Consider the following 20578-nt stretch of genomic DNA (forward strand, 5'->3'; position numbering starts at 1 on the left):
CTACGATGAATGAATTGAAAATACCAAAACGAATGACAACAGCAATCGTTAACTCGCTGACCGCCGGTGTAGTCCCGCGAATTGGACTGGAGCATATAGCTGTTGGACGCCGCCCTGAGGTAGAAGCCATCTTAAGAGATATGGACAATATCGCCGAAGGCGGAGCCGCCTTCAAGTTGATTACCGGCAAATTTGGCAGTGGTAAAAGCTTTCTTTTGCAGATTATCCGTAACTATGCCATGGATCGGGACTTTGTAGTTGCGGATGCTGATCTTTCGCCGGAACGGCGGCTGGTGGGGACAAAGGGGCAAGGACTCTCTACATATCGAGAGCTAATGAGCCATTTATCCACCCGAACACGTCCGGACGGTGGGGCGCTGGAGATCATCCTGCAGAAATGGATTTTCTCGCTGCAGCAGGCTGTTATGCAAGAACAGGGATATAGTCCTGATGCGCCACAGTTAGGTGAAGAGGTAGAGAAGCGGATATATGCGGTAACCTCCGAGATGCGGGGACTAGTGCACGGGTTTGATTTTGCCAAAGTGCTGGCTTCATACTGGAATGCCCACAAGCTGGCTGATGACGAACTGAAGCAGGATGCGCTACGCTGGCTGCGCGGTGAATTCGCCACCCGTACCGAAGCGCGGAAAGCACTGGGTGTAGGTGTTATTATCGACGACGATAACTGGTATGAGTATATGAAGCTGTGGGCCGAATTCACGGCTGCCATCGGCTATAAAGGGTTGCTGTTGTTTATTGATGAGGGTGTTAATCTATATAAAATCACTAACAGCATCTCACGTCAGAGCAACTATGAGAAGCTGCTCACCATGTTTAATGATACGATGCAAGGCAAGGCCGAGAGTCTGGGGATTTTTCTAGGGGGAACTCCACAATTCGTAGAAGATTCACGGCGTGGGTTGTTCAGCTATGAGGCACTGCGATCCAGATTAGTAGCGGGCCGTTATGGCGGAACGAGCATGAATAATTTCACTGGGCCTATTATTGCGCTGGATATGCTTTCACATGAAGAAATTCTGGTGCTGCTTACTAAGCTAAGAGATATTCATGCCCTGCATTATGGATATGTTGCCTTGCTGAGTCAGGAACAGCTGGTGCATTTTATGGAGGAGGCTGTGGGGAGATTGGGTGCGGACGAACTGCTTACTCCGCGAGAGATCGTGCGGGATTTCATGGATCTGCTGCATACTCTGCGCCAGCATCCGGAAATCTCTTTCGAGAAGCTTGTTGGCGAACGAACCTCAACTCCCGCCGATGCTGAACAAAGTGAGCTGGACGGGTTTCTGGCGGAGTTTGAATTATGAGCGACAATCCATTTTATCGGCTGGCTCCTTTCATTAAGGAGTTTATATATAAGAACCGTTGGGAGACATTGCGTGAGGCACAGGTCGATGCCTGCCGTGTGCTGTTCGACACACCACATCATCTACTGATTGCCTCTGGCACGGCTTCGGGGAAGACAGAAGCGGCATTCTTCCCCGCGCTTACCGAGCTCTATGAACGGCCTTCTACCTCTGTCGGGATACTCTATATCGCTCCACTTAAAGCGCTGATCAATGATCAATTTACACGACTAAATGATTTGCTTCGTGAAGGCAATATTCCGGTCTGGCATTGGCATGGGGATGTGCCACAGGCGGATAAGACAAAGCTGATGCAGAATCCCTCCGGAGTTTTACAGATCACACCGGAATCTTTGGAAGGCTTATTGATGAACCGTCCGAATGCCATTCCGGCCTTGTTCCAGGATTTACGATTCATCGTAGTCGATGAGGTACATGCGTTCATGGGAGCGGATCGCGGGATACAGGTACTCAGCCAACTGGCGAGAATTTCACGGATGGCCGGTTGCACTCCGCGCAGAATCGGACTTTCCGCTACCCTAAGTGATTACGCTTCAGTGACAGAGTGGCTGAGAGCAGGAACGAGAGAAAGTGTAGAAGTATCTGCTCCGCAAGGCGGTCGGAAGCTGCGGCTGAGCGTGGAGCATTTCTCTTTCCCGGACGCGCGGGATGAGGTACAGGCAGAACATTTAGAACGAGCCCAACGGGCTTATTTCGATTTCATATACGATCATACACATCTTAAGAAGGCACTAATCTTCACTAACAGCCGTTCGGATGCCGAGAGTGCTATTCTGGAAATGCGGCGGATAGCCGCAAAACGCGGAGAACGAGATGTATTTCACGTTCACCATGGGAGCATTTCCGCAATGCTGCGTGAAGAGACGGAAGCAGCATTGCGACAAGGCATAGGTCCTGCAGTCGCCGCCGCAACGCTGACTTTAGAGCTTGGCATCGATCTTGGCGATCTGGAGCGTGTGCTGCAGATTGGCGCACCTTATAGCTGCGCCAGCTTCGTACAGCGGCTGGGACGCTCCGGCCGCCGCGATGGCGCAGCATCCGAGATGATCTTCGTGACACCAGAGGAAGAGGATGAGGAAGCGCAGTTGCCTGCCCGCATGCCTTGGAGCCTGTTGCGAGCGATTGCGGTCATTGAGCTGTACGTCAAAGAGAAATGGGTCGAACCGCTGGTCGTACGGCAATTGCCTGTCGGGTTACTCTATCACCAGACGATGAGTATTTTGAAGAGCATGGGCGAAGCAGAGCCAGACGATTTAAGAGAGGCTGTGCTAAGCCTGCCATCTTTCCAAGGAATCGATCCTGAAGACTATGAGACTTTTATGACCTACATGTTGGGGATGGGACAGATTGAGCGGATGGACGAGGGAAATCTGCTCATTGGGCTGGCTGGTGAAAAGATCGTCAATAACTTCCGCTTCTACGCGGTATTCAAGGACGATGAGGAGCATGTCGTTTATAACGGAACTGAAGAAATTGGCTCCATTACCACGGTTCCGCCTCCAGGCTACTGCTTCACCTTAGCTGGCAAGCTATGGAAGGTCGAAGAGGTAGACACTCGTCATAAAGCAGTGTACGTCAAAACCTCCCGTGGTAAAGTGGATACCTTATGGCTTGGAACGGGAGGGGATGTACATACCCGTATTATGACGAAGATCCGTGAAGTTCTCGGGGAGACTGCCCTCTACTCTTATTTGGCCCCAAGTGCGGCAGCACGGCTGGAACGGGCTCGCCGTCTGGCCAAAGAGAGCGGCTTGCTTACGCGGTCTGTTCTGCCAGCGGGCGGTGATTCGATGTTCATCCTGCCTTGGGCGGGAAGCCGGCAGTTCCGCACCTTGGAACGTCTGCTTAAGAACAATCTGAAAGGTACACTCAAACTCCGTTCGATTGTACCGATGGAACCGTATTATATGGTTGTCGCGGGGAGCACGGATGCAGATACACTGGAAGCGGAGATCCTTGCAGAGAGTGCCGCCGCGACAGATCCTTTGTCTCTGCTATCTAAGGATGAAGCGCCTTATCTCGGAAAGTATGATGAGTTCATTCCGCACGAACTACTGCGTAAGGCATTTTCAATAGATGGACTTGATGTTCCAGGGTTAACTCATGTGCTGAAGCAATGGCGGCAGCCTACTTCCTGATTGCTGATATATTAGATTCGCTGAACCTCAATATCCATGGATGGCGAGCATTATAAAGATGTAATGAAAGAGGATATTTATTTAATTTCTGTGAGAAAATCACAACATGAGTGCGATTGAAATAAGCATGCCTCCCGCGAGGTTATATATCCATGGCGGGAGGCATCCGTTTTAATTGCGCAAGTAACTTTATGAATAAATTTAACATACCTAGAAAAAACAAACCTTAAACCTACATTTCCCGCCTTGATGGAAGCGCTTCAAAGAATGATAATAAACCTATCACTAAAACATCAATAACAGGGGGCATTAACGAATGGATAAAAAAAGAGTTAAACAATCAGCTACTTTTGCATTATCAGCTGCAATGGCACTAAGTTTAGCGGCTTGTGGAAATTCAAACAACAACAACGCCGACACCAGTACTAACGCCGCAACAAAGGCACCTGATAACGCAACAACTGCTCCAGCAAACACTGCAAGTGACAAAAAGGTCACTATCACTTTCCAAAATATTTATCCTGACCCTGCGACACCAGCTTACAAAATGATTCATGAACTGTCTGACGAGTATCACAAAGCTCATCCGAACGTAACCATTGAACTGGATACTTTGAATACAGATCAGCAAAAAGTGAAATTGAAAACACAAGCTGCTTCTAAAGAAATTCCTGATATCACGATCGTTAACCCGGCTGCACAAATGAAGCCTTTTGTAGATGCAGGATTGTTCTCACCACTGAACGACATGCTCGATCAAAACGGACTGAAAGATACTTACCAGGCAGGCTTGCTCGACTATTACAGCTTTGACAACAATGTGTACGCACTTCCTGATGGCAACAATATCGAAGTTGTGTACTACAACAAAGATCTGTTCGCCCAAGCTGGAATTGCAGCACCTCCGACAACTTACGATGAATTGCTCCAGGACGTTAAACTCCTGAAAGACAAAGGCATCACTCCACTGGCAATCGGTGAAAAAGATTCCTGGACTGGTTCATTCCTGTTCATGAATATCCTGCTTCGTACGAACGGCGGCCCTGGCTTCCTGAAAGACGTTGTAGACGGCAAGAAAACATTTGAAGATCCAGCATTCGTTGAAGCAGTTGATGCATTCCAGAAACTGGTTGCAGCTGGCGCATTCCCTGACGGTGCAACTTCCATCGATGCCAATGCGGGCGGTAACATCTTCAAATCCGGTAAAGCAGCTATGTGGGTAATCGGTACTTGGGAAACTGGCGCAATTGACGCTTCTTCTGTAGCTGGTAAAGTTGGAGCTTTCCAATTCCCTACAGTAGACGGTAAAGGCGATCCAAATGAATTCATGCTTGCACCAGGTAGTGCGTTTGCGGTATCCGCTAACAGCGAACACCTGCAGGAAACTAAAGATTTCCTCAACTTCTTCGCATCGAGTTATCCTAAAAAACAATTTGAGCTTAAAAATGCTGTAGGTCTGGGACAAAAAGTTGATGGAGACCTGAAAGCTGCTGGTTACTCTGATCTGGCTATCACTGTTGCCGGTCTGTTCAACCAAGTTAAAGGCGGCGACCTATCTTTTGACAATACGATGAACCCAGCAACATCACAAGTACACTTGAGCAGCATTCAAAATCTATTCGTACAAAAAGTAGATTCCGCTACAGTTGCCAAAGAACACCAAACTGCATTTGAAGCTAATAAATAAGTAATCGAATGATTGACTTAATCGATGCGAAGCAAGCTGATCCAAGCTTCTTCGCATCGAATTATGATAGAGATAGAAAAAAAGAATCTGCTTGTTTAGGAGGCGGGAAAGATGAAAGTACTTAAGGTACCAGCACGCACAATAGCCGTCTTCATAGTGCCATGTCTGCTCTTGTATGTGTGCCTTGTGTTTGTTCCCATATTGGTTTCATTGTATACAGGCTTATTGAAGTGGGATGGTCTTACTTCAGCGCATTTTATCGGTTTTGGCAACTTTAAAGAAATGTTCTTTCATGACCCAGTATTCTGGCCTTCGGTAAAAAGAACATTGCTGTACTCCGTAGCATCCATGCTGGAAATTCCATTATGTCTTGGAATGGCAATTTTACTTAACCGCAATTTGAAAAAGGGTAATACCTTGGTATCGATCTATTTCACACCAGTTATTCTATCCGTTGTAATCATCGGACAACTTTGGAAAACGATCTACAACCCAGCCTCCATGGGAGGCATGTTGAACGGAGTTCTGATTTCTCTGGGACTGGACAGTTGGACACACAACTGGCTCACCGAGCCCAAGATCGCCATGTTCGCACTTTATGTAGTGTCTCTGTGGCAGTATTTTGGTTACCATCTGCTGATTCAGTATACCGGGGTACAGAATATACCGGATGAACTTTATGAAGCGGCAAAAATCGACGGAGCGGATGGATTCAAAGCGGATCGTTATATTACACTTCCGCTGATCGTTCCGATCTTTAAAATATCTATTATCCTGGCGTTTATCGGTTCCCTGCAGGCTTTCGATCTGGTAATGGTAATGACAGCCGGCGGACCGGCGCATGCGACCGATGTAATCTCCACACATATGTATAACAGTTCCTTTATGTCCTTCAAGTACGGGTACGGCAGTGCTATTGCTACCTTCCTGGTTGTTGTCTGCCTTGTCTTTACCGCATTTATTAATACCATATTCAATAAACTCGAGAGAAAATACACTTAAGAAAGGAGTGCGCGAACATGTCGAAATTAAAAAAAGGAGTCGTGTATCTTCTTTTTGCAATCCCTGTAGTAACCCAATTGTATCCTTTGCTTTGGTTGGTACTGTATTCTTTGAAAACCAATGAAGAGATTATGGATGGCAGCTTTTTTTCCTTTCCAAAAGCTATTCAATGGCATAACTACTCCGAGGCTTATACATCAGGAAGCTATTTGAAGTATCTCACCAACAGCGTTTTCGTTACGGGTGTAACCATGATTTTCGTTATTCTACTGGCTTCGATGGCAGCTTATGCGATTTCACGGTTCCGCTGGAAGTACGGAAATATGGTCATGACGATCTTCCTAATGGGAATGATGATTCCTATGCAGGCCACTTTGTTGCCGCTGATGATCATCTTCAAACATATTCATGTACTTAACACGCACTGGTCATTGATCTTACCTTACGTTGCGTTCTCTACTCCAATTGCCGTATTCATCTTAACTGGATTTATGAAGGCTATCCCTCATGAAATCGAAGAATCGGCGTTTATTGACGGAGCTAATATTTACCGGATCTTCCGTAGTATTATTCTTCCGGTTTCGGTTCCACCAGTAATGACTGTATGTATTCTGACCTTCATTAACATTTGGAATGAATACATTTTGGCAGCAACCTTTATTTCTTCGGAGAAGCTGAAGACTTTGCCTTTCGGGGTCTATACTTTCGTCAGCCAGTATTCAGTCAACTACGGAGATATCGGTGCCTTCCTAGTTATGGGCGCGCTACCGGTTATCTTGATCTATTTCTTCCTTTCCAACCAAATCACAAAAGGTATGGTGGCTGGGGCAGTAAAAGGATAAACTTCATTGCAAACAAAATCGTAATAGCTTTATAATAAAGGAACGGCAGGACAGGATGTTGAGAGGAGGAGAGTCCAATGCTTAATGGCTTTCATTCCATACACCATCGTTTGTTCATGCTGTTCCTTTTTTGCATGTCAGGAATTCTGTTGATTGTCAGTCTGCTGTACTATAGCCGGACCACGGTGCAGATTCATGAGAAGATTAGTGATCTATCGCAGAAAAATGTCGCTCAAACGGCCGGATTGTTCAGTTTACTGTATAAGGGTTATGATAGTCTTTCCAAGTCGCTCAGCAATAATTTCGAGATGATTCGTTTGCTTAATGAAATAACAGATGAACCAGCAGTAGCCTATATTAATGAGCAAACGATTACGAATATTATCGGTGCCATCTTCTATTCACGCGATGACCTGATTGGTATTCACGTTATTTCTGATAAAGGGAAACTTTATAATTATGGAAACTACTTGAATGTGATGGACCCAAACTACAAGACCGAGGAGTGGTATCGTCAGATTCAGGCTTCTTCGGGCAAAATGGTCTGGCTTGGCGTGTATAAGCATTCTCTCATAGATCAAGTGGAAGACAGTCCGGTCTTTGCCTTTGGTCGGCAAATCTATGACCTGAATGAGCATAAGCCGATTGGGATCGTGCTGTATGAAACGAATCCTCAGCCTGTGCTGGATGCCTTGGATAATCTGAAGATCGGCGAGCATAGTCAGGTTTATCTGATGTCTCCGGATGGTCGTTTTGTATCGTCATCTACAGATCCGGCGCCAGACCTGAAGACTTTGCCTTCTTTGCAGAATTCCAGCAATGTTGTTGTTAAGCAAGAGAAGGGGCGTCTGATCGTCGCCTCCAAGCTGTCTTTTTCCGGTTGGTGGCTATTAAGTATAACGCCTAACCGTGATTTGAATGTGGAACTGGTGGAGATGAAGCGTTATCTGCTGATTGTGATCTCCATACTTATACTTGTATCCACCTTGATTGCTTCCATCGTATCTAAGACGATATCCTCGCCGCTCAAGAAGCTGATTCGTGAGATGAAACAGGTGGAGATCGGGAATTTTCGTGGAATGGTGAATGTGTCTTCCTATCAGGAGATCAATATTCTTGTTGCTTCGTTCAATCGAATGGTTATCCGAATTGAAGAGTTAATTGAACGGGTGAAGCTCTCCTCCGTTAGTGAGAAGAATGCTGAGCTCCATGCGCTGCAATCTCAGGTGAATCCTCATTTTCTATACAATACACTGGATATGATCTATTGGATGCTAGATGAGGAGGGCAATGAGCAGCTGGGTGAGCTCGTGCTCTCACTTTCCTCGATGTTCCGGTACAGTAGCCAGTGGGAAGACGGGGTCGAGGTAACGCTTCATGAAGAATTGGAACAGATCGGCCACTATTTAAAAATTATCTCCATCCGGTTAGAAGGCCGGGTGCAAATTGTGATGGATATTGACGAGCGTTTTTTAAATATACGTATTCCCAAGATGACAGTGCAGCCTGTCATTGAGAACGCGGTCAAACATGGCCTGGAATCATTGGGTCGTCAGGGAATCCTGAAGCTGTACACCCGAGAGGAAGGCTCTTCCCTAAAAATTATTGTTGAAGATAATGGTGTCGGCATGGATGAAGAACAACTGAATCGTATGCGTGACTCTCTTTATGGGCTAAGTCCCAAAGAGTCGGGCAAAAATGGAATCGGACTCCAGAACCTGCACAGCAGACTTCAACATATGTTCGGAGAGAGTTATGGTCTGCAAATTCAAAGTTTCCCGGGAGAAGGGACACAGGTTGCCATAGTGCTGCCGATTCCAACGGAAGGAGAAATACATTCGTGAACATTCTGATTGCTGACGATGAACGAGTCATTCGGGAAGGTATCAAGCGAAGCATCAGACAACTTTGTCCGGAATATGAAATATTTGTGGCTGCTTCCACTGAAGAAGCTATCAAAATTATGGAAGAACAACGAATTCATATCGTGTTGACCGATATTCTAATGCCGGGGATGAACGGTTTGGAGTTCATGAAGATTTCCAAACGTCGGTATCCCTATGTAAAATGGGTCGTTATTTCGGCGCACAGTGAGTTCTCCTACGCGCAAGAGGCTGTCCGTCTCGGAGCAAAAGATTATTTACTGAAGCCGATCGGTAAAAATCGATTGCTTGAGATCATCAATAACCTTGCTGTAGAAATCCAACAGGATACTGAATTATCCAAGAAAGGTGAACGACTGAAAGTAAGCCTGAAATTTCTGCGGGAAGGCGTATTTCAGCGTTTAGCCTCTGGACTCGATATCGGAAATCTCGACATTGCCTCTTTTGTGGAAGACTTCCACAACTATTATTTAATTATGGTGCAATTGGATGACGGAGATAAAAGTATCCGCTTGGAGCATTTTATTGTTGAAAATGTGTTGTCAGAACTGATCGAGCAGCGCGGGGGCGGTTTTGTTGTCAGCTATGACCGGCAAAGTCTGCTAGGACTGGTCACTTTCAAAGATGACTTTCAGATTGAGCAATTTCAAGAAGAGATCATGGTTCATCTGAAGCATTATTTGAAGATACCGTTCCAGATTATTCATTCCGGCTTATGTTTAGATTTCAATACGGTTCCGCAAGTAGTGACGCGGATGAGGAAAGCCTCGGCTTCGCAAGCCTTTGAATTAGAACCTATAAAAGGTAGCAGCGAGAAAGCCATTGACGTTGCTCTCCATTATATTAAGGAGCACTATTACGAGGATCTCACATTGGAGAAGATGGCGTCTGTAGTGTTCTTGAATCCGGCTTATTTCAGCCAATTGTTCAAGCAGAAGACAGGCCAGGGGTATAAAGAATATGTTACTTCTCTGCGACTGGAACAAGCGCAGCTGTTGTTGTTAAATCCTAAGCTGAAGCTGGCAGAAATTGCTGAACGTGTAGGGTATCAGGACATGCGGCATTTCACTCAAATGTTCCGTAAACGATTCCAGCTAACTCCTACAGAGTATCGGCAGCAGCAGAACATTAATATTCACATGGCCAATGGGACATCTCAGCAATAACAAAGAAGCTAGCACCGATGGGTATCGGCACTGGCTTCTTTTTTTGAATGAGGGTAATGTACAAATCTAAATGTTGTTGAAGTTGCTGAAGCCGTTAACGTTATCTCCGTTTAAAAATACAATCGCCAAAATAATCAAAACAATGATGACTGCATAGAGAATTGTGCCTACAATTCCACAGACCAGCCCCGCTATAGCCATACCTCTTCCTTGTTCATTGCGCATCCGGATTTCCTTCAGGGAGATCGCAGAGAAGATGATGGCGATAATTCCAAACAGTAGGCCGATGTACGGAAGAACAATGGATAAGATACCGAGCACCAGAGCAGCAATTGATTTGCCGTTAGTACGTGCCGGTGGGGGTTGGGGTGGATAATATTCCTGATTTCCATAGGGCTGATAGCTCATTATACAATACCTCCCAAATTAACTCTCATCTCATAATAAATGATTTCTCATCAAAAATATGTATATTATTTACTAAGGTATGGGTATTGAGGGTAATTAATCCAGTGTTCCAGCTTTACGACCGGTTTAAGTCCAAGGGATTCTGCTAATTGGATAGATGCATAGTTGTCCTCAAGCACGTGGTAACGCGGAATATAACCTTGTTCTAAAGTGTGAAATATTGCGGTGCGAACCACTTTTTGCGCCAACCCTTGTCTTCTCGCACACTCTACCGTATGAACCGCTCCGATTTCCCATATCTGCTGTGTATTCCTGAAAGAGAGACAGGTGCTAACAGCTACGCCCTCTTGAAATACAGACACAGAGAATGCACCTTCCTGGAAATACTCTATTATTTCCTCTATACTATATTGATTTGCTTCCCATAGCGGAATCAGTCTTTCATCGATGCTGTGATTTAATATTGTTTCTGTATCCTGAGGGGGAAATTGACCCGCCGAAGTACTGTAAGAGAAGAAACCGCGGACTTTGTGCAGTGAAAAATGTTCTGCGAGTGCAACTCTATATTCCTCCTCCTGTAGCTTGAAGACGAGGTTGGCCTGTGCTGGCAACAGTTCCAGCAGAGCCGGCAAAACGATGGGGCTGCTGTAATCCATAAATACAATGAAATCAGCTTCAGGATATACCCGGTGATCGTATGAATAGGCAGTTGAGGGTAGAAGCATAAGTATTCCCCATTGTTCCCCTTGTTCCACATGATGAACATCCATTACATCAGGATATGCGCTTAGCATTTTTAACAGGCTTATATTTCGCAAAGGGTTATTATATAATCGCTCCTTGATTAGAGCAGTTAACTCCACATTATTCAACTCCTCGATATATATACTGAATACAGTATTATTATACATAAAATCTATTGACAATGACTGATATAATATACTTAAAATTAAAGCTAGCTGTTTGTTGCACAGCCTAGATGATCGGAGGAACGCTTACACATGTCACAACCCAACGCAGTCACTGCAAGTAAAGTAGGAGGAGCAGGCTTATCCAAAAGTCTCATTCTGTTACTGGCTGCAACCTCAGGTCTTGCTGTAGCTAATCTGTACTATAATCAGCCACTTCTGGCTGATATTGGACGGACGTTTCACGCTTCCTCCAACGCTGTCGGCTATGTCTCGATGCTTACTCAGATCGGTTATGCGCTCGGAATGCTTTTATTCGTGCCCTTAGGTGACATCCGCGAACGGCGGACATTAATAACTCTTCTGCTGGTGGCTGTATCGCTCTCACTGATTGGCTTCGCTATGGCCCCAAGCTTGATTTGGCTTTATGTCGCAAGTTTCGCAATTGGTATCACGACGGTTGTACCGCAGATTATTGTGCCTCTCTCAGCACAGCTAGCTTTACCAGAGGAACGTGGCAAGGTTATTGGTACGGTAATGAGTGGATTATTATTCGGCATTCTGTTGGCCCGTACCGTCTCTGGAATTATAGGTGATGTATTTGGCTGGAGGGCCATGTACTGGATCGCTGCAGCAATTATGCTGCTGCTGTCGCTGATTTTGTACCGACTGCTGCCTGAGACTAAGCCGGAATCTAATTCCTCGTACATAGGACTGCTGCAATCGATGGGTCGATTGATACGCAAATATTCGGTGCTGCGTGAAGCATCGCTGATTGGAACCTTTATGTTTGGAGGGTTCAGTGTGTTCTGGACCTCGCTCGCTTTCTATCTGGAAGGGGCACCCTACCATTACAGCAGCTCCATTGCGGGATTGTTTGGACTGGTAGGCGTTGCCGGTGCAGCAGGTGCACCTGTTGTCGGAAGGCTGGCTGATAGGGTGGCACCCAAGAAGATTATTGGCGTTCTAATTGTACTGACATTGCTTGCTTACGGATTATTTGGATTATCCGGGCTATCCATTTGGAGTCTGATTGCCGGAGTGATTGTGCTCGATCTTGGAGTGCAGGGGACACAGGTTAGCAATCAGACACGGATATACGCGCTGGAGCCGGCCGCTCGTAGCCGGATCAACACAGTATTTATGGTCAGCACTTTTGCTGGAGGCGCCGTTGGCTCTACATTGGGAAGTTATGCTTGGCATCTGTGGGGCTGGAGTGGTGTCTGCTGGACAGGGGGAACCTTCATTGCTGTAGCACTAATGGTTTGGGGATTTCATCGTTTAGGAGGTGTCAAGCGTGGCAGAGAAGACGAAGGGCGTAGAGGTTCTTCCATATAATCCTGTGTGGAAGACAGAATTTAACAGAATTAAAGAACAGTTATTGACCTATGTAGGTGATCTTATTATTGGCATTGAGCATGTGGGCAGCACGTCAATAGAAGGGTTGTCAGCTAAACCCATTATTGATATTGATCTCGTGATGGAGAGCTATGAGGTTTTGCCAGAGATTATTGAACGATTGCAGCAATATGGCTATGAGCATCAGGGAAATCTGGGGATTGAAGGACGCGAGGCCTTCCGGAGAAGTGAGAATGACAGATTTATGAATTATCATTTGTATGTATGTCCGAAGAATGGTAAAGGTTATGTAGAGCATATCGCTTTTCGTGACTATCTACGTTCAAACACCGTGGCCCGCCTGGAGTACGAAGCGGTAAAGTTGCAGTTAGCGGAGCAATACCGACATGACATTGATGCATATGGTGAAGGGAAGACCGCAATCGTTACATCCATCCTAGAGAAGGCAATGAACTAGAGTAGCAGTTATTCTAAAGACGATCCGGACATTTCTGTAATGTTCCGGCTTGTCTTTTTTGTGCAAAGATAAAAAACTATTTTAATATAAGTTGAACTAGAAAACTTAGCGAGAGGTAAAAGTAACGGAGGGGAATTTTGGAACTGTAGGAGCGATAGCGACCGCCTGAATGCTTTCCGTAGGAAAGCTCGCATCGAAAGCAAAGGCTGTCTCCGGATTTCATCCGCAACAGCGGCCGGAAGTCCAAACATTCACCGCAGTTACGATTAAAGCCGATTCAGGAAAATCTTAAGTTCAACTTATATGAAATTAATTACTTCTTAATGATCAGCTAGTAGACTGGACTTACAGGCTAAAGTTGCAATTACTCGTATTCATGAAATCAAGCAGAAAGGAGCACTTATGAACAGAATATTGGTAATAGAAGATGAGAAGAATTTAGCACGGTTTATTGAACTTGAGCTCCAGCATGAATCTTATTCGGTAACCCTTGCCCATGATGGACTTAAAGGTCTGCAGTTGGCGTTAGATGAAGCATGGGATTTGATCCTGCTGGATTTAATGCTGCCTGGCTTGAATGGTCTGGAGTTGTGTCGTCGCATCAGAAAGGTGAAGCAGACTCCGGTAATAATGATTACAGCCAGAGATGGCTTGTCGGACAAGATAAACGGCCTGGACAGTGGTGCTGATGATTATATCCCCAAACCTTTTGCCATTGAAGAGTTGCTGGCACGTATGAGATCTTTACTTAGAAGGTCTGGTTCCCTTAATGAGGGGCGGATGCTGCAATGCCATGACCTGGAGCTGGATATTGAAGGCCGAACCTTGAAGAAATCCAATGAAATTATTGAATTGACAAAACGTGAATTTGAGATATTAATGGTGCTGATGGAGAACATAGGACGGGTGATGACCAGGGAAATGCTGATGGAGTCGGTCTGGGGTTATGATTCAGAAGTGGATATGAAGGTAGTGGATGTGTATATCAGCTATATTCGAAGCAAAATAGATGAGCCGGGACAACCGAGCGTAGTGCAGACACTGCGTGGCTTGGGGTATGTGATTCGAAAATGACTCGCTTGAGAGTAATCTTCTCACGGTTGTCCATTCGTTGGAAGCTCGCCATTTGGTCCTCCTTATTATTGTGTGTCTTATTCCTTGCCTATAACGGAATCCAGTATTTTGTCATTAACCAATGGATGTTTCATCAGGAGGAAAAGGCGATTCAGAAAAACATGGAAGAGATTCAAGGATATTTTACAGCCGAGAATGGGAATGCAGAGGAGATAATGAACAGTCACGCTTTTATTAATAGTATTAATGAGAGCCATCAGATGATTCGTATTCTGGATCAGCAAGGTATCCCCATACTTACCGTCTCGGAGATGATGCCAGAGGATTGGGTGAAACCAGAGGTTTCCATAAGGACTACTATGAGAAGCTCATGGCATGAGGAAGAGCACTTGTTGATCATCAGAAGTCCGCTGCAGACCTCTCAGTTCACAGGTACGATTGAAATCGTGAATAATCTGGAGAACTCGGACCAACTGAGTAATATGCTGCTGGCAGTTATGCTTGCGGGGTGGTTGGGGGCTATTGTGATTAGTGGCTTGGGAGGGATATTTCTGTCCCGTCAATTACTACGCCCAATACAGTCGCTAACGGACACGATGACTAATATTAAGCAAAAAGGGTTACAGGAACGAGTTGAGATTTCGAACAGCAATGATGAACTGGCTCATTTATCCATAGTTTTTAATGAACTTATGGATCAGTTGGAGCGGTCTTTTCATAACCAGAAACAGTTCGTTGAGGATGCTTCGCATGAGCTGCGGACCCCAATCTCCATCATCGAGGGGCATATCTCGTTATTGAACCGCTGGGGCAAACATGATCCTGATATTTTGGAGGAATCACTTAACGTATCCGTTCAAGAGCTGGGGCGTTTAAAAGGAATCGTAAATGAGCTGTTGGAGCTTACGCGAGCGGAAGCAGATCCTTCCTCCGGATATCATTTTTCGGCAGTTATAAGAGATACAATAGAGTATACCTTGAAGAATTTTGTTATGTTGCATACCGATTTTGGATTCCATCAGGATTTGGAACCTCTTGAACAGGCGAAGATAAATATCAATCCCAATCATTTGGAGCAAATTCTACTCATCCTGCTGGATAATGCCATTAAATATTCGGCTCAGATCAAGGAAATTTCGGTAGAGGGCTCATTAAAACATCAGAGAGTGTATATTAAGGTGACTGATCAGGGCATTGGCATTCCACAAGAGGATGTGCCTTATGTGTTCCAGCGCTTTTACCGTGTTGATAAATCAAGAAGCCGCGAGCAGGGAGGTACCGGTCTGGGTCTGGCGATCGCGGAACGACTGGTTGCCAGATATGATGGCGAGATCAGTATTACCAGCATATCTGGAAGGGGAACAATCGTGACCTTATCCTTTCCTCTTTCCAGGTAATACAGCAATCAATCGCTCATTGATTCGGATGAAAAAGTCCGGCAGCGGTTGAAGCCAAGAACGCGAGAGGAATACACTTACGCAGATGATAAAAGATAGTGCTCCGGCGCCTATAATGTCTCCTGGATAATGGACGCCTACGTATACTCTTGCAACCCCGGTCAGACAAGCCAAACCAAATGCCGCTAGGCCCCATTTGCGGTTGATAAACAACACGCTGAAGGCCAATGAAAAGGCAAGTGTGGAATGATCACTGGGAAAGGAGGGATCGGCACTATGCGGAATGAGCTGGTGGACAGTATGGCTTACGAACGGCCTAGCCTGATTAACCTCAGGTGAAATCAACAGGCTTGCCAGCAATAGTGCGATTCCGGCAGACAGGCATGCATAGAACACAGACCGTTGATCTTCTTTTGTACCAATGATCCATAATGTGACCAGCAAGGCTAGTAGTAACCATACGATATCCTGCGCAAATATTTCCATGACATCATCAAACCAGTCCATTCTCCCGGCAAAACTGTTGACAATCTTAAACAATTGATAATTCATTTCTCCACCCCTTTTTTTCTTTCGATTATAATCTTCAGTTATTAACAGACGCTTAAATTTATATATTTTTAATGATTGTTTCATAAACTGTTAATCATTGGGATGTATTGTAAATCTAAATAGACGTTACCAAAAAGGAGAAACCTACCGTGCAAATTGTCCACAATTTCCCCCTTATGGCTGCTTTGATCGCTATGATTGCCGCGCAGCTCATTAAAGTTCCTTTTAATCTGATTTGGAGTAAATCATGGAACGTTGCACTAGCAATCGGAACGGGAGGCATGCCCAGCTCTCATTCGGCTGCAGCTGCCTCTCTTACCGCAGCAATTGGCATAAGCGAGGGACTGGATTCCTCCACCTTTGCAATTGCGACCGTGCTCAGTGCTATTACGATGTACGATGCAGCAGGAATTCGTCGACATGCCGGGCTGCACGCTTCATTCTTGAATCGAATATCGAAATCTACTCCCTCACTGCTCAAAGATGATGGTCCAAAAATCATCGAGCTAAAGGAACTGCTAGGGCATCGTCCGATTGAAGTGCTTGCTGGTGCGATATTTGGGATTGGGATCAGCATTCTTTTGCATTACACGTTATATGCTTAAGAGAGTAAAGAGAGATCCAACTATTGGAGGATGGAGTGAGGCAGCATGCATCAAATCGTAGCCTGGATATCAGATACGGCCCTAAATCTTGTCAATACCATGGGTTTATGGGGCATTTGGATCGGAATGATACTGGAGAGTGCCTGTATACCGATTCCGAGTGAGGTAATTATGCTTAGTGGGGGCTTATTGGTAGCTCAAGGCACGTTAACGTTTACCGAAGTGGTGGCGGTTGGCGTATTGGGGAATCTTATAGGTTCGATTATCGCTTTTTACGTTGGGGCCGTTGGTGGTCGAAGATTGCTGGAGAAATACGGAAAGTATATCTTCTTTAATGCCCGCCACCTGGAACAATCGCAGCGTTGGTTCGACCGTTACGGGGAAAGTACTGTTTTTTTCACACGCATGCTGCCATTTATCCGTACCTTTATCTCTTTACCAGCTGGGATTGCCGGCATGAGAGCATGGAAATTTATTCTCTTTACCTTTCTCGGATCTTTACCCTGGAACATGGCGCTTGTGTATCTAGGCTACCGTTTAGGGGATAATTGGAGCATAGTGGAGACTTATCTGCGCCCTGTCAGTTACATCATCTGTGCAGCCGTAGTACTTTTGTTAATAGTATGGTTAGTACGCAGAAAAAAAGAGCGTGTTGCGTAAGTAGAAATTCCTACGCTTTAGCTCTCATTTATGCGTAATTTATTTCTGAATTCACTCGGCGACATTCCGCTCCATTTGCGAAACTGTTTGGAGAAATAAAGCGCATCATTAAAACCAACGGAGGAAGAAACCTGGTTGATGGTTAAGGAACCTCCCAGCAAATCCTTGGCTTTGTCCATTCGCACCTTGAGTAAATACTGCTTGGGTGACAGTCCCGTCTTCTGCTTGAAGACCTTGGACAGATGTGCCCGGTGATAGCCAAGGGTTGAGGCCATATGATCAATACTGATCTGTTGATAGAATTGCAGCGAGATCCAGCGGATAGCCTGGTCGATCTGGCGGTCGATCACATCCGGTAATTCCAGCGGATGGACAGGCAGGATGCTGCGATTGGTTAATCCAAAATGATGAAGCAGCAGGCGGAGCCAGCCCGAGGCCTCCAGACTTTCCAGTCGGGGATGGGCCGACTGCTGAAAGCATAAACGAATCCGTTCATAGAAGCTATAGAGCTCACTAGTGTCCTCTATGTGAATTAGTGGTTTATCTCTTGTAACGCCTATCTCACTGAGCAGTTGCTGGGCCGTATCGCCTTGCAGGGCAACCCAGACATAATGCCATGGTGTATTAAAGTCCGCCTGATAGCTGAAAAGCGATCCAGGGAAGATCACAAAAGTATCACCTGTGGTGCATTTCTGCGAGATACTTCCGCTCTGGTATGTTCCTGCTCCATCCAGTACCGTGTGAATGAGATAATAATCATGAACAGACGGTCCTATCTTATGCCCCGGGTGGGGGTTGCCTTCACCACTGAATAATACAGCTAGGTCATGTTCATCCGGCAAGAGATTAAAACCTGCGGTAAACTGATAATGTTCCGGATTCATGGACAGCCTCCTAAAGAGTAAGTATTCCTCTGAGAGTATAACAATCCTCGTTCAGATGCAACAAACATCCATATCTCTCTTGTATTTCTCCATACTCATTGTTAACACTTTAATTTATAGTTGGTAGTGAAGAGAGCAGCGAATAATACCTGCTATTCCGGCAATTATAAGCTATTCGGTTCCTTTAATAGTATCCATAATTGCGTTGACTGCGCAGGATCGCCTCTACAATAAGGAGGAGTATTTGTTATGTCCAAAATTACATTTATCGGTGCAGGAAGTACCGTATTTGCCAAAAACGTATTAGGTGACTGTATGGGAACACCCGCGCTTCAAGGTTTCGAGCTGGCCTTGTTTGATATTGATCTTCAGCGCCTTACCGATTCGGAAAATATGCTGAATAATATAAAAAGCAGCAGCGGGAGTACTTGCAAGGTCAAAGCCTATACGGATCGCAAAGAAGCGCTGCGCGGTGCAAAATATGTTATTAATGCCATTCAAGTCGGTGGTTATGATCCTTGTACGATTACTGATTTTGAAATTCCCAAGAAGTATGGCTTGCGTCAAACGATTGCCGATACGGCCGGAATTGGTGGGATCTTCCGCAATCTGCGTACGATTCCGGTCATGCTGGATTTCGCGACAGACATAAATGAGGTTTGCCCGGATGCACTTTTTCTGAATTATACGAACCCAATGGCGGTACTGACGAATGTGATGAACACTTATGGAGGTGTGCAGACGGTAGGGCTATGTCATAGCGTTCAGCAATGTATTCCCGGCTTGTTCGAGCATCTGGGGATTGATCAGACGGGAGTGCAAGCCAGGATCGCTGGAATTAACCATATGGCCTGGCTCTTGGAGGTATCGAAAGATGGGGAGGATCTATATCCCGAGATCAAACGGCGGGCTGTAGCGTTGCAACAGGAACCTCACGGTGATATGGTTCGCTATGAAATGATGTTGAAATTTGGTTATTATATTACGGAGTCATCAGAGCATAATGCAGAGTACCATCCTTATTTCATCAAACGCAATTATCCGGAGCTTATCGAACGCTTCCAAATTCCACTGGATGAGTATCCCCGCCGCTGTGTGGAGCAAATCGGGCGCTGGCAGCAAATGCGTGAGGAATTGGTCAACAACAAAGAGCTACAGCATGAGCGCTCACACGAATATGCATCTTACATTATGGAAGCCATCGAAACCAACATCCCCTTCAAGATCGGCGGCAATGTAATGAATACAGGGCTCATTACCAACCTGCCTAGAGAAGCTTGTGTAGAAGTTCCCTGCCTGGTGGACAGCAGTGGAGTCACACCAACCTTCGTCGGTGATTTGCCTCCGCAATGCGCGGCATTGAACCGCACAAATATCAACACACAGCTGCTTACGATCGAAGCGGCCGTTACAGGGAAGAGAGAGCATATTTATCATGCCGCGATGTTGGACCCACATACAGCAGCCGAACTGTCGATGGACGATATTGTAAGTATGTGTGATGAGCTAATCTCCGCACATGGAAAATGGCTGCCGCAGTATAACTAAAGGCGCGACAGCCAGATAATAAATTTTTAATTACTCAGTTACCACTCACCGGCAAGACACGGCGGGCTGTCGTATAATGCTCGTCCCACCAGCCAGTGTTCAAGTCAGTGACAGTCACTCCACCTTCCCCGAAGGTATGCAGTATTTTACCATCACCTATATAGACGGCTACATGATGAATAGGGGAGTAGAAGAACACCAAGTCTCCGGGCTGAAGCTGGCTTCTGGCTACAAACGTTCCAGCTGTGGATTGTTGTGTGGAAGAACGAGGTAGGGTGATGTTATTCTGTGCGAAGATATATTGTGTGAAAGAAGAGCAATCAAAGCTGGAGCTTCTACCTGCTTCGGCTCCGAATTCATAGGGAACACCTTCTAGACGGAGTCCATTGGCGATGATCTGATCCGCTGTGGTCTGTGCAGTTACGCTTTTAGTTGTTGATGCAGTTGCAGCGTAGGCTGTATTGGAGCTTTCAAACATTCCGATACCTGAAGCGGCTAATGCAATACTCAGACTGACACCGACACATACTTTGCGGAGTCGATTGTGGCTATTTGTGATAGACATATCCTAACCTCCTGTTTGTTTGGAATATTGGGAAACTACCTGTACAAACCTTATCACA

At 45.6% G+C, this 20578-nt stretch carries 19 protein-coding genes; 14 read left to right on the forward strand and 5 right to left on the reverse strand.

The genetic code is table 11. From position 1 onward, the window contains the following. Nucleotides 1-5 precede the first annotated feature (5 nt). The 7 genes from H1230_RS16090 to H1230_RS16120 all read left to right on the forward strand — a co-directional run bounded on the left by H1230_RS16090 (nucleotide 6) and on the right by H1230_RS16120 (nucleotide 10103). Nucleotides 6-1325, forward strand: a complete 1320-nt coding sequence (locus tag H1230_RS16090; RefSeq protein ID WP_239710586.1) for an ATP-binding protein — start codon at nucleotides 6-8, stop codon at nucleotides 1323-1325. Continuing rightward, complete coding sequence (locus H1230_RS16095; RefSeq protein WP_239710587.1) at nucleotides 1322-3523, forward strand: DEAD/DEAH box helicase; 2202 nt, start codon at nucleotides 1322-1324, stop codon at nucleotides 3521-3523. The genes H1230_RS16090 and H1230_RS16095 overlap by 4 nt, the downstream gene beginning before the upstream one ends. A gap of 316 nt (nucleotides 3524-3839) precedes the next feature. Further along, nucleotides 3840-5210: an extracellular solute-binding protein gene (locus H1230_RS16100; RefSeq protein ID WP_239710588.1), complete on the forward strand. Its 1371-nt coding sequence runs from the start codon at nucleotides 3840-3842 to the stop codon at nucleotides 5208-5210. A gap of 111 nt (nucleotides 5211-5321) precedes the next feature. Next, the gene (locus tag H1230_RS16105; protein ID WP_239710589.1) at nucleotides 5322-6212 is read left to right on the forward strand and encodes a carbohydrate ABC transporter permease; all 891 of its coding nucleotides are present in this window, start codon (nucleotides 5322-5324) and stop codon (nucleotides 6210-6212) included. Nucleotides 6213-6229: 17 nt separating this feature from the next. Continuing rightward, entirely contained in the window at nucleotides 6230-7054 is an 825-nt protein-coding gene (locus tag H1230_RS16110) for a carbohydrate ABC transporter permease (RefSeq protein ID WP_239710590.1), read from the forward strand. A gap of 77 nt (nucleotides 7055-7131) precedes the next feature. Further along, nucleotides 7132-8898, forward strand: coding sequence for a sensor histidine kinase (locus H1230_RS16115; RefSeq protein ID WP_239710591.1), 1767 nt, complete (start codon nucleotides 7132-7134; stop codon nucleotides 8896-8898). Further along, nucleotides 8895-10103, forward strand: a complete 1209-nt coding sequence (locus tag H1230_RS16120; RefSeq protein WP_239710592.1) for a response regulator — start codon at nucleotides 8895-8897, stop codon at nucleotides 10101-10103. The genes H1230_RS16115 and H1230_RS16120 overlap by 4 nt, the downstream gene beginning before the upstream one ends. A 66-nt stretch (nucleotides 10104-10169) precedes the next feature. Here H1230_RS16120 and H1230_RS16125 read toward each other — a convergent pair whose 3' ends face one another. Both H1230_RS16125 and H1230_RS16130 read right to left on the reverse strand, forming a co-directional pair. After that, entirely contained in the window at nucleotides 10170-10511 is a 342-nt protein-coding gene (locus H1230_RS16125; RefSeq protein WP_239710594.1) for a DUF4190 domain-containing protein, read from the reverse strand. 65 nt (nucleotides 10512-10576) lie between these two features. Then, nucleotides 10577-11374, reverse strand: a complete 798-nt coding sequence (locus tag H1230_RS16130; RefSeq protein WP_239710596.1) for a GNAT family N-acetyltransferase — start codon at nucleotides 11372-11374, stop codon at nucleotides 10577-10579. A 138-nt stretch (nucleotides 11375-11512) separates the two neighbouring features. Between H1230_RS16130 and H1230_RS16135 the strand changes: the two genes are divergently transcribed. The 4 genes from H1230_RS16135 (at nucleotide 11513) to H1230_RS16150 (ending at nucleotide 15706) form a co-directional block, all read left to right on the forward strand. Then, nucleotides 11513-12757, forward strand: a complete 1245-nt coding sequence (locus H1230_RS16135) for an MFS transporter (RefSeq protein ID WP_239710598.1) — start codon at nucleotides 11513-11515, stop codon at nucleotides 12755-12757. Continuing rightward, entirely contained in the window at nucleotides 12717-13235 is a 519-nt protein-coding gene (locus tag H1230_RS16140; protein ID WP_239710600.1) for a GrpB family protein, read from the forward strand. The genes H1230_RS16135 and H1230_RS16140 overlap by 41 nt, the downstream gene beginning before the upstream one ends. A 402-nt stretch (nucleotides 13236-13637) precedes the next feature. Next, complete coding sequence (locus tag H1230_RS16145; RefSeq protein ID WP_239710602.1) at nucleotides 13638-14309, forward strand: response regulator transcription factor; 672 nt, start codon at nucleotides 13638-13640, stop codon at nucleotides 14307-14309. Next, nucleotides 14306-15706 carry a HAMP domain-containing sensor histidine kinase gene (locus H1230_RS16150; RefSeq protein ID WP_239710603.1) on the forward strand — a complete coding sequence of 467 codons (1401 nt, stop codon included), beginning with the start codon at nucleotides 14306-14308 and terminating at the stop codon, nucleotides 15704-15706. The genes H1230_RS16145 and H1230_RS16150 overlap by 4 nt, the downstream gene beginning before the upstream one ends. On the opposite strand, the gene H1230_RS16155 is transcribed toward H1230_RS16150, so the two are convergent. Continuing rightward, nucleotides 15683-16258 (reverse strand): phosphatase PAP2 family protein, encoded by a 576-nt coding sequence (locus tag H1230_RS16155; RefSeq protein WP_239710605.1) that lies wholly within the window; start codon nucleotides 16256-16258, stop codon nucleotides 15683-15685. The genes H1230_RS16150 and H1230_RS16155 overlap by 24 nt on opposite strands. Before the next feature lie 149 nt (nucleotides 16259-16407). Here H1230_RS16155 and H1230_RS16160 point away from each other — a divergent pair, with 149 nt between their 5' ends. Both H1230_RS16160 and H1230_RS16165 read left to right on the forward strand, forming a co-directional pair. Next, on the forward strand, nucleotides 16408-16863 hold the full coding sequence (locus H1230_RS16160) for a divergent PAP2 family protein (RefSeq protein WP_239710607.1): 456 nt from the start codon (nucleotides 16408-16410) through the stop codon (nucleotides 16861-16863). 45 nt (nucleotides 16864-16908) lie between these two features. After that, nucleotides 16909-17523, forward strand: a complete 615-nt coding sequence (locus tag H1230_RS16165) for a DedA family protein (protein ID WP_239710609.1) — start codon at nucleotides 16909-16911, stop codon at nucleotides 17521-17523. 17 nt (nucleotides 17524-17540) lie between these two features. Here H1230_RS16165 and H1230_RS16170 read toward each other — a convergent pair whose 3' ends face one another. Beyond that, entirely contained in the window at nucleotides 17541-18407 is an 867-nt protein-coding gene (locus H1230_RS16170) for an AraC family transcriptional regulator (protein WP_239710611.1), read from the reverse strand. A 249-nt stretch (nucleotides 18408-18656) separates the two neighbouring features. Between H1230_RS16170 and melA the strand changes: the two genes are divergently transcribed. Continuing rightward, nucleotides 18657-19955, forward strand: coding sequence for an alpha-glucosidase/alpha-galactosidase (gene melA, locus H1230_RS16175; protein WP_239710613.1), 1299 nt, complete (start codon nucleotides 18657-18659; stop codon nucleotides 19953-19955). A 34-nt stretch (nucleotides 19956-19989) separates the two neighbouring features. On the opposite strand, the gene H1230_RS16180 is transcribed toward melA, so the two are convergent. Further along, nucleotides 19990-20520 (reverse strand): C40 family peptidase, encoded by a 531-nt coding sequence (locus H1230_RS16180; RefSeq protein WP_239710616.1) that lies wholly within the window; start codon nucleotides 20518-20520, stop codon nucleotides 19990-19992. Nucleotides 20521-20578 lie beyond the last annotated feature (58 nt).

Origin of the sequence: Paenibacillus sp. 19GGS1-52 (assembly GCF_022369515.1) — a bacterium.
Classification (GTDB): domain Bacteria; phylum Bacillota; class Bacilli; order Paenibacillales; family Paenibacillaceae; genus Paenibacillus_AQ.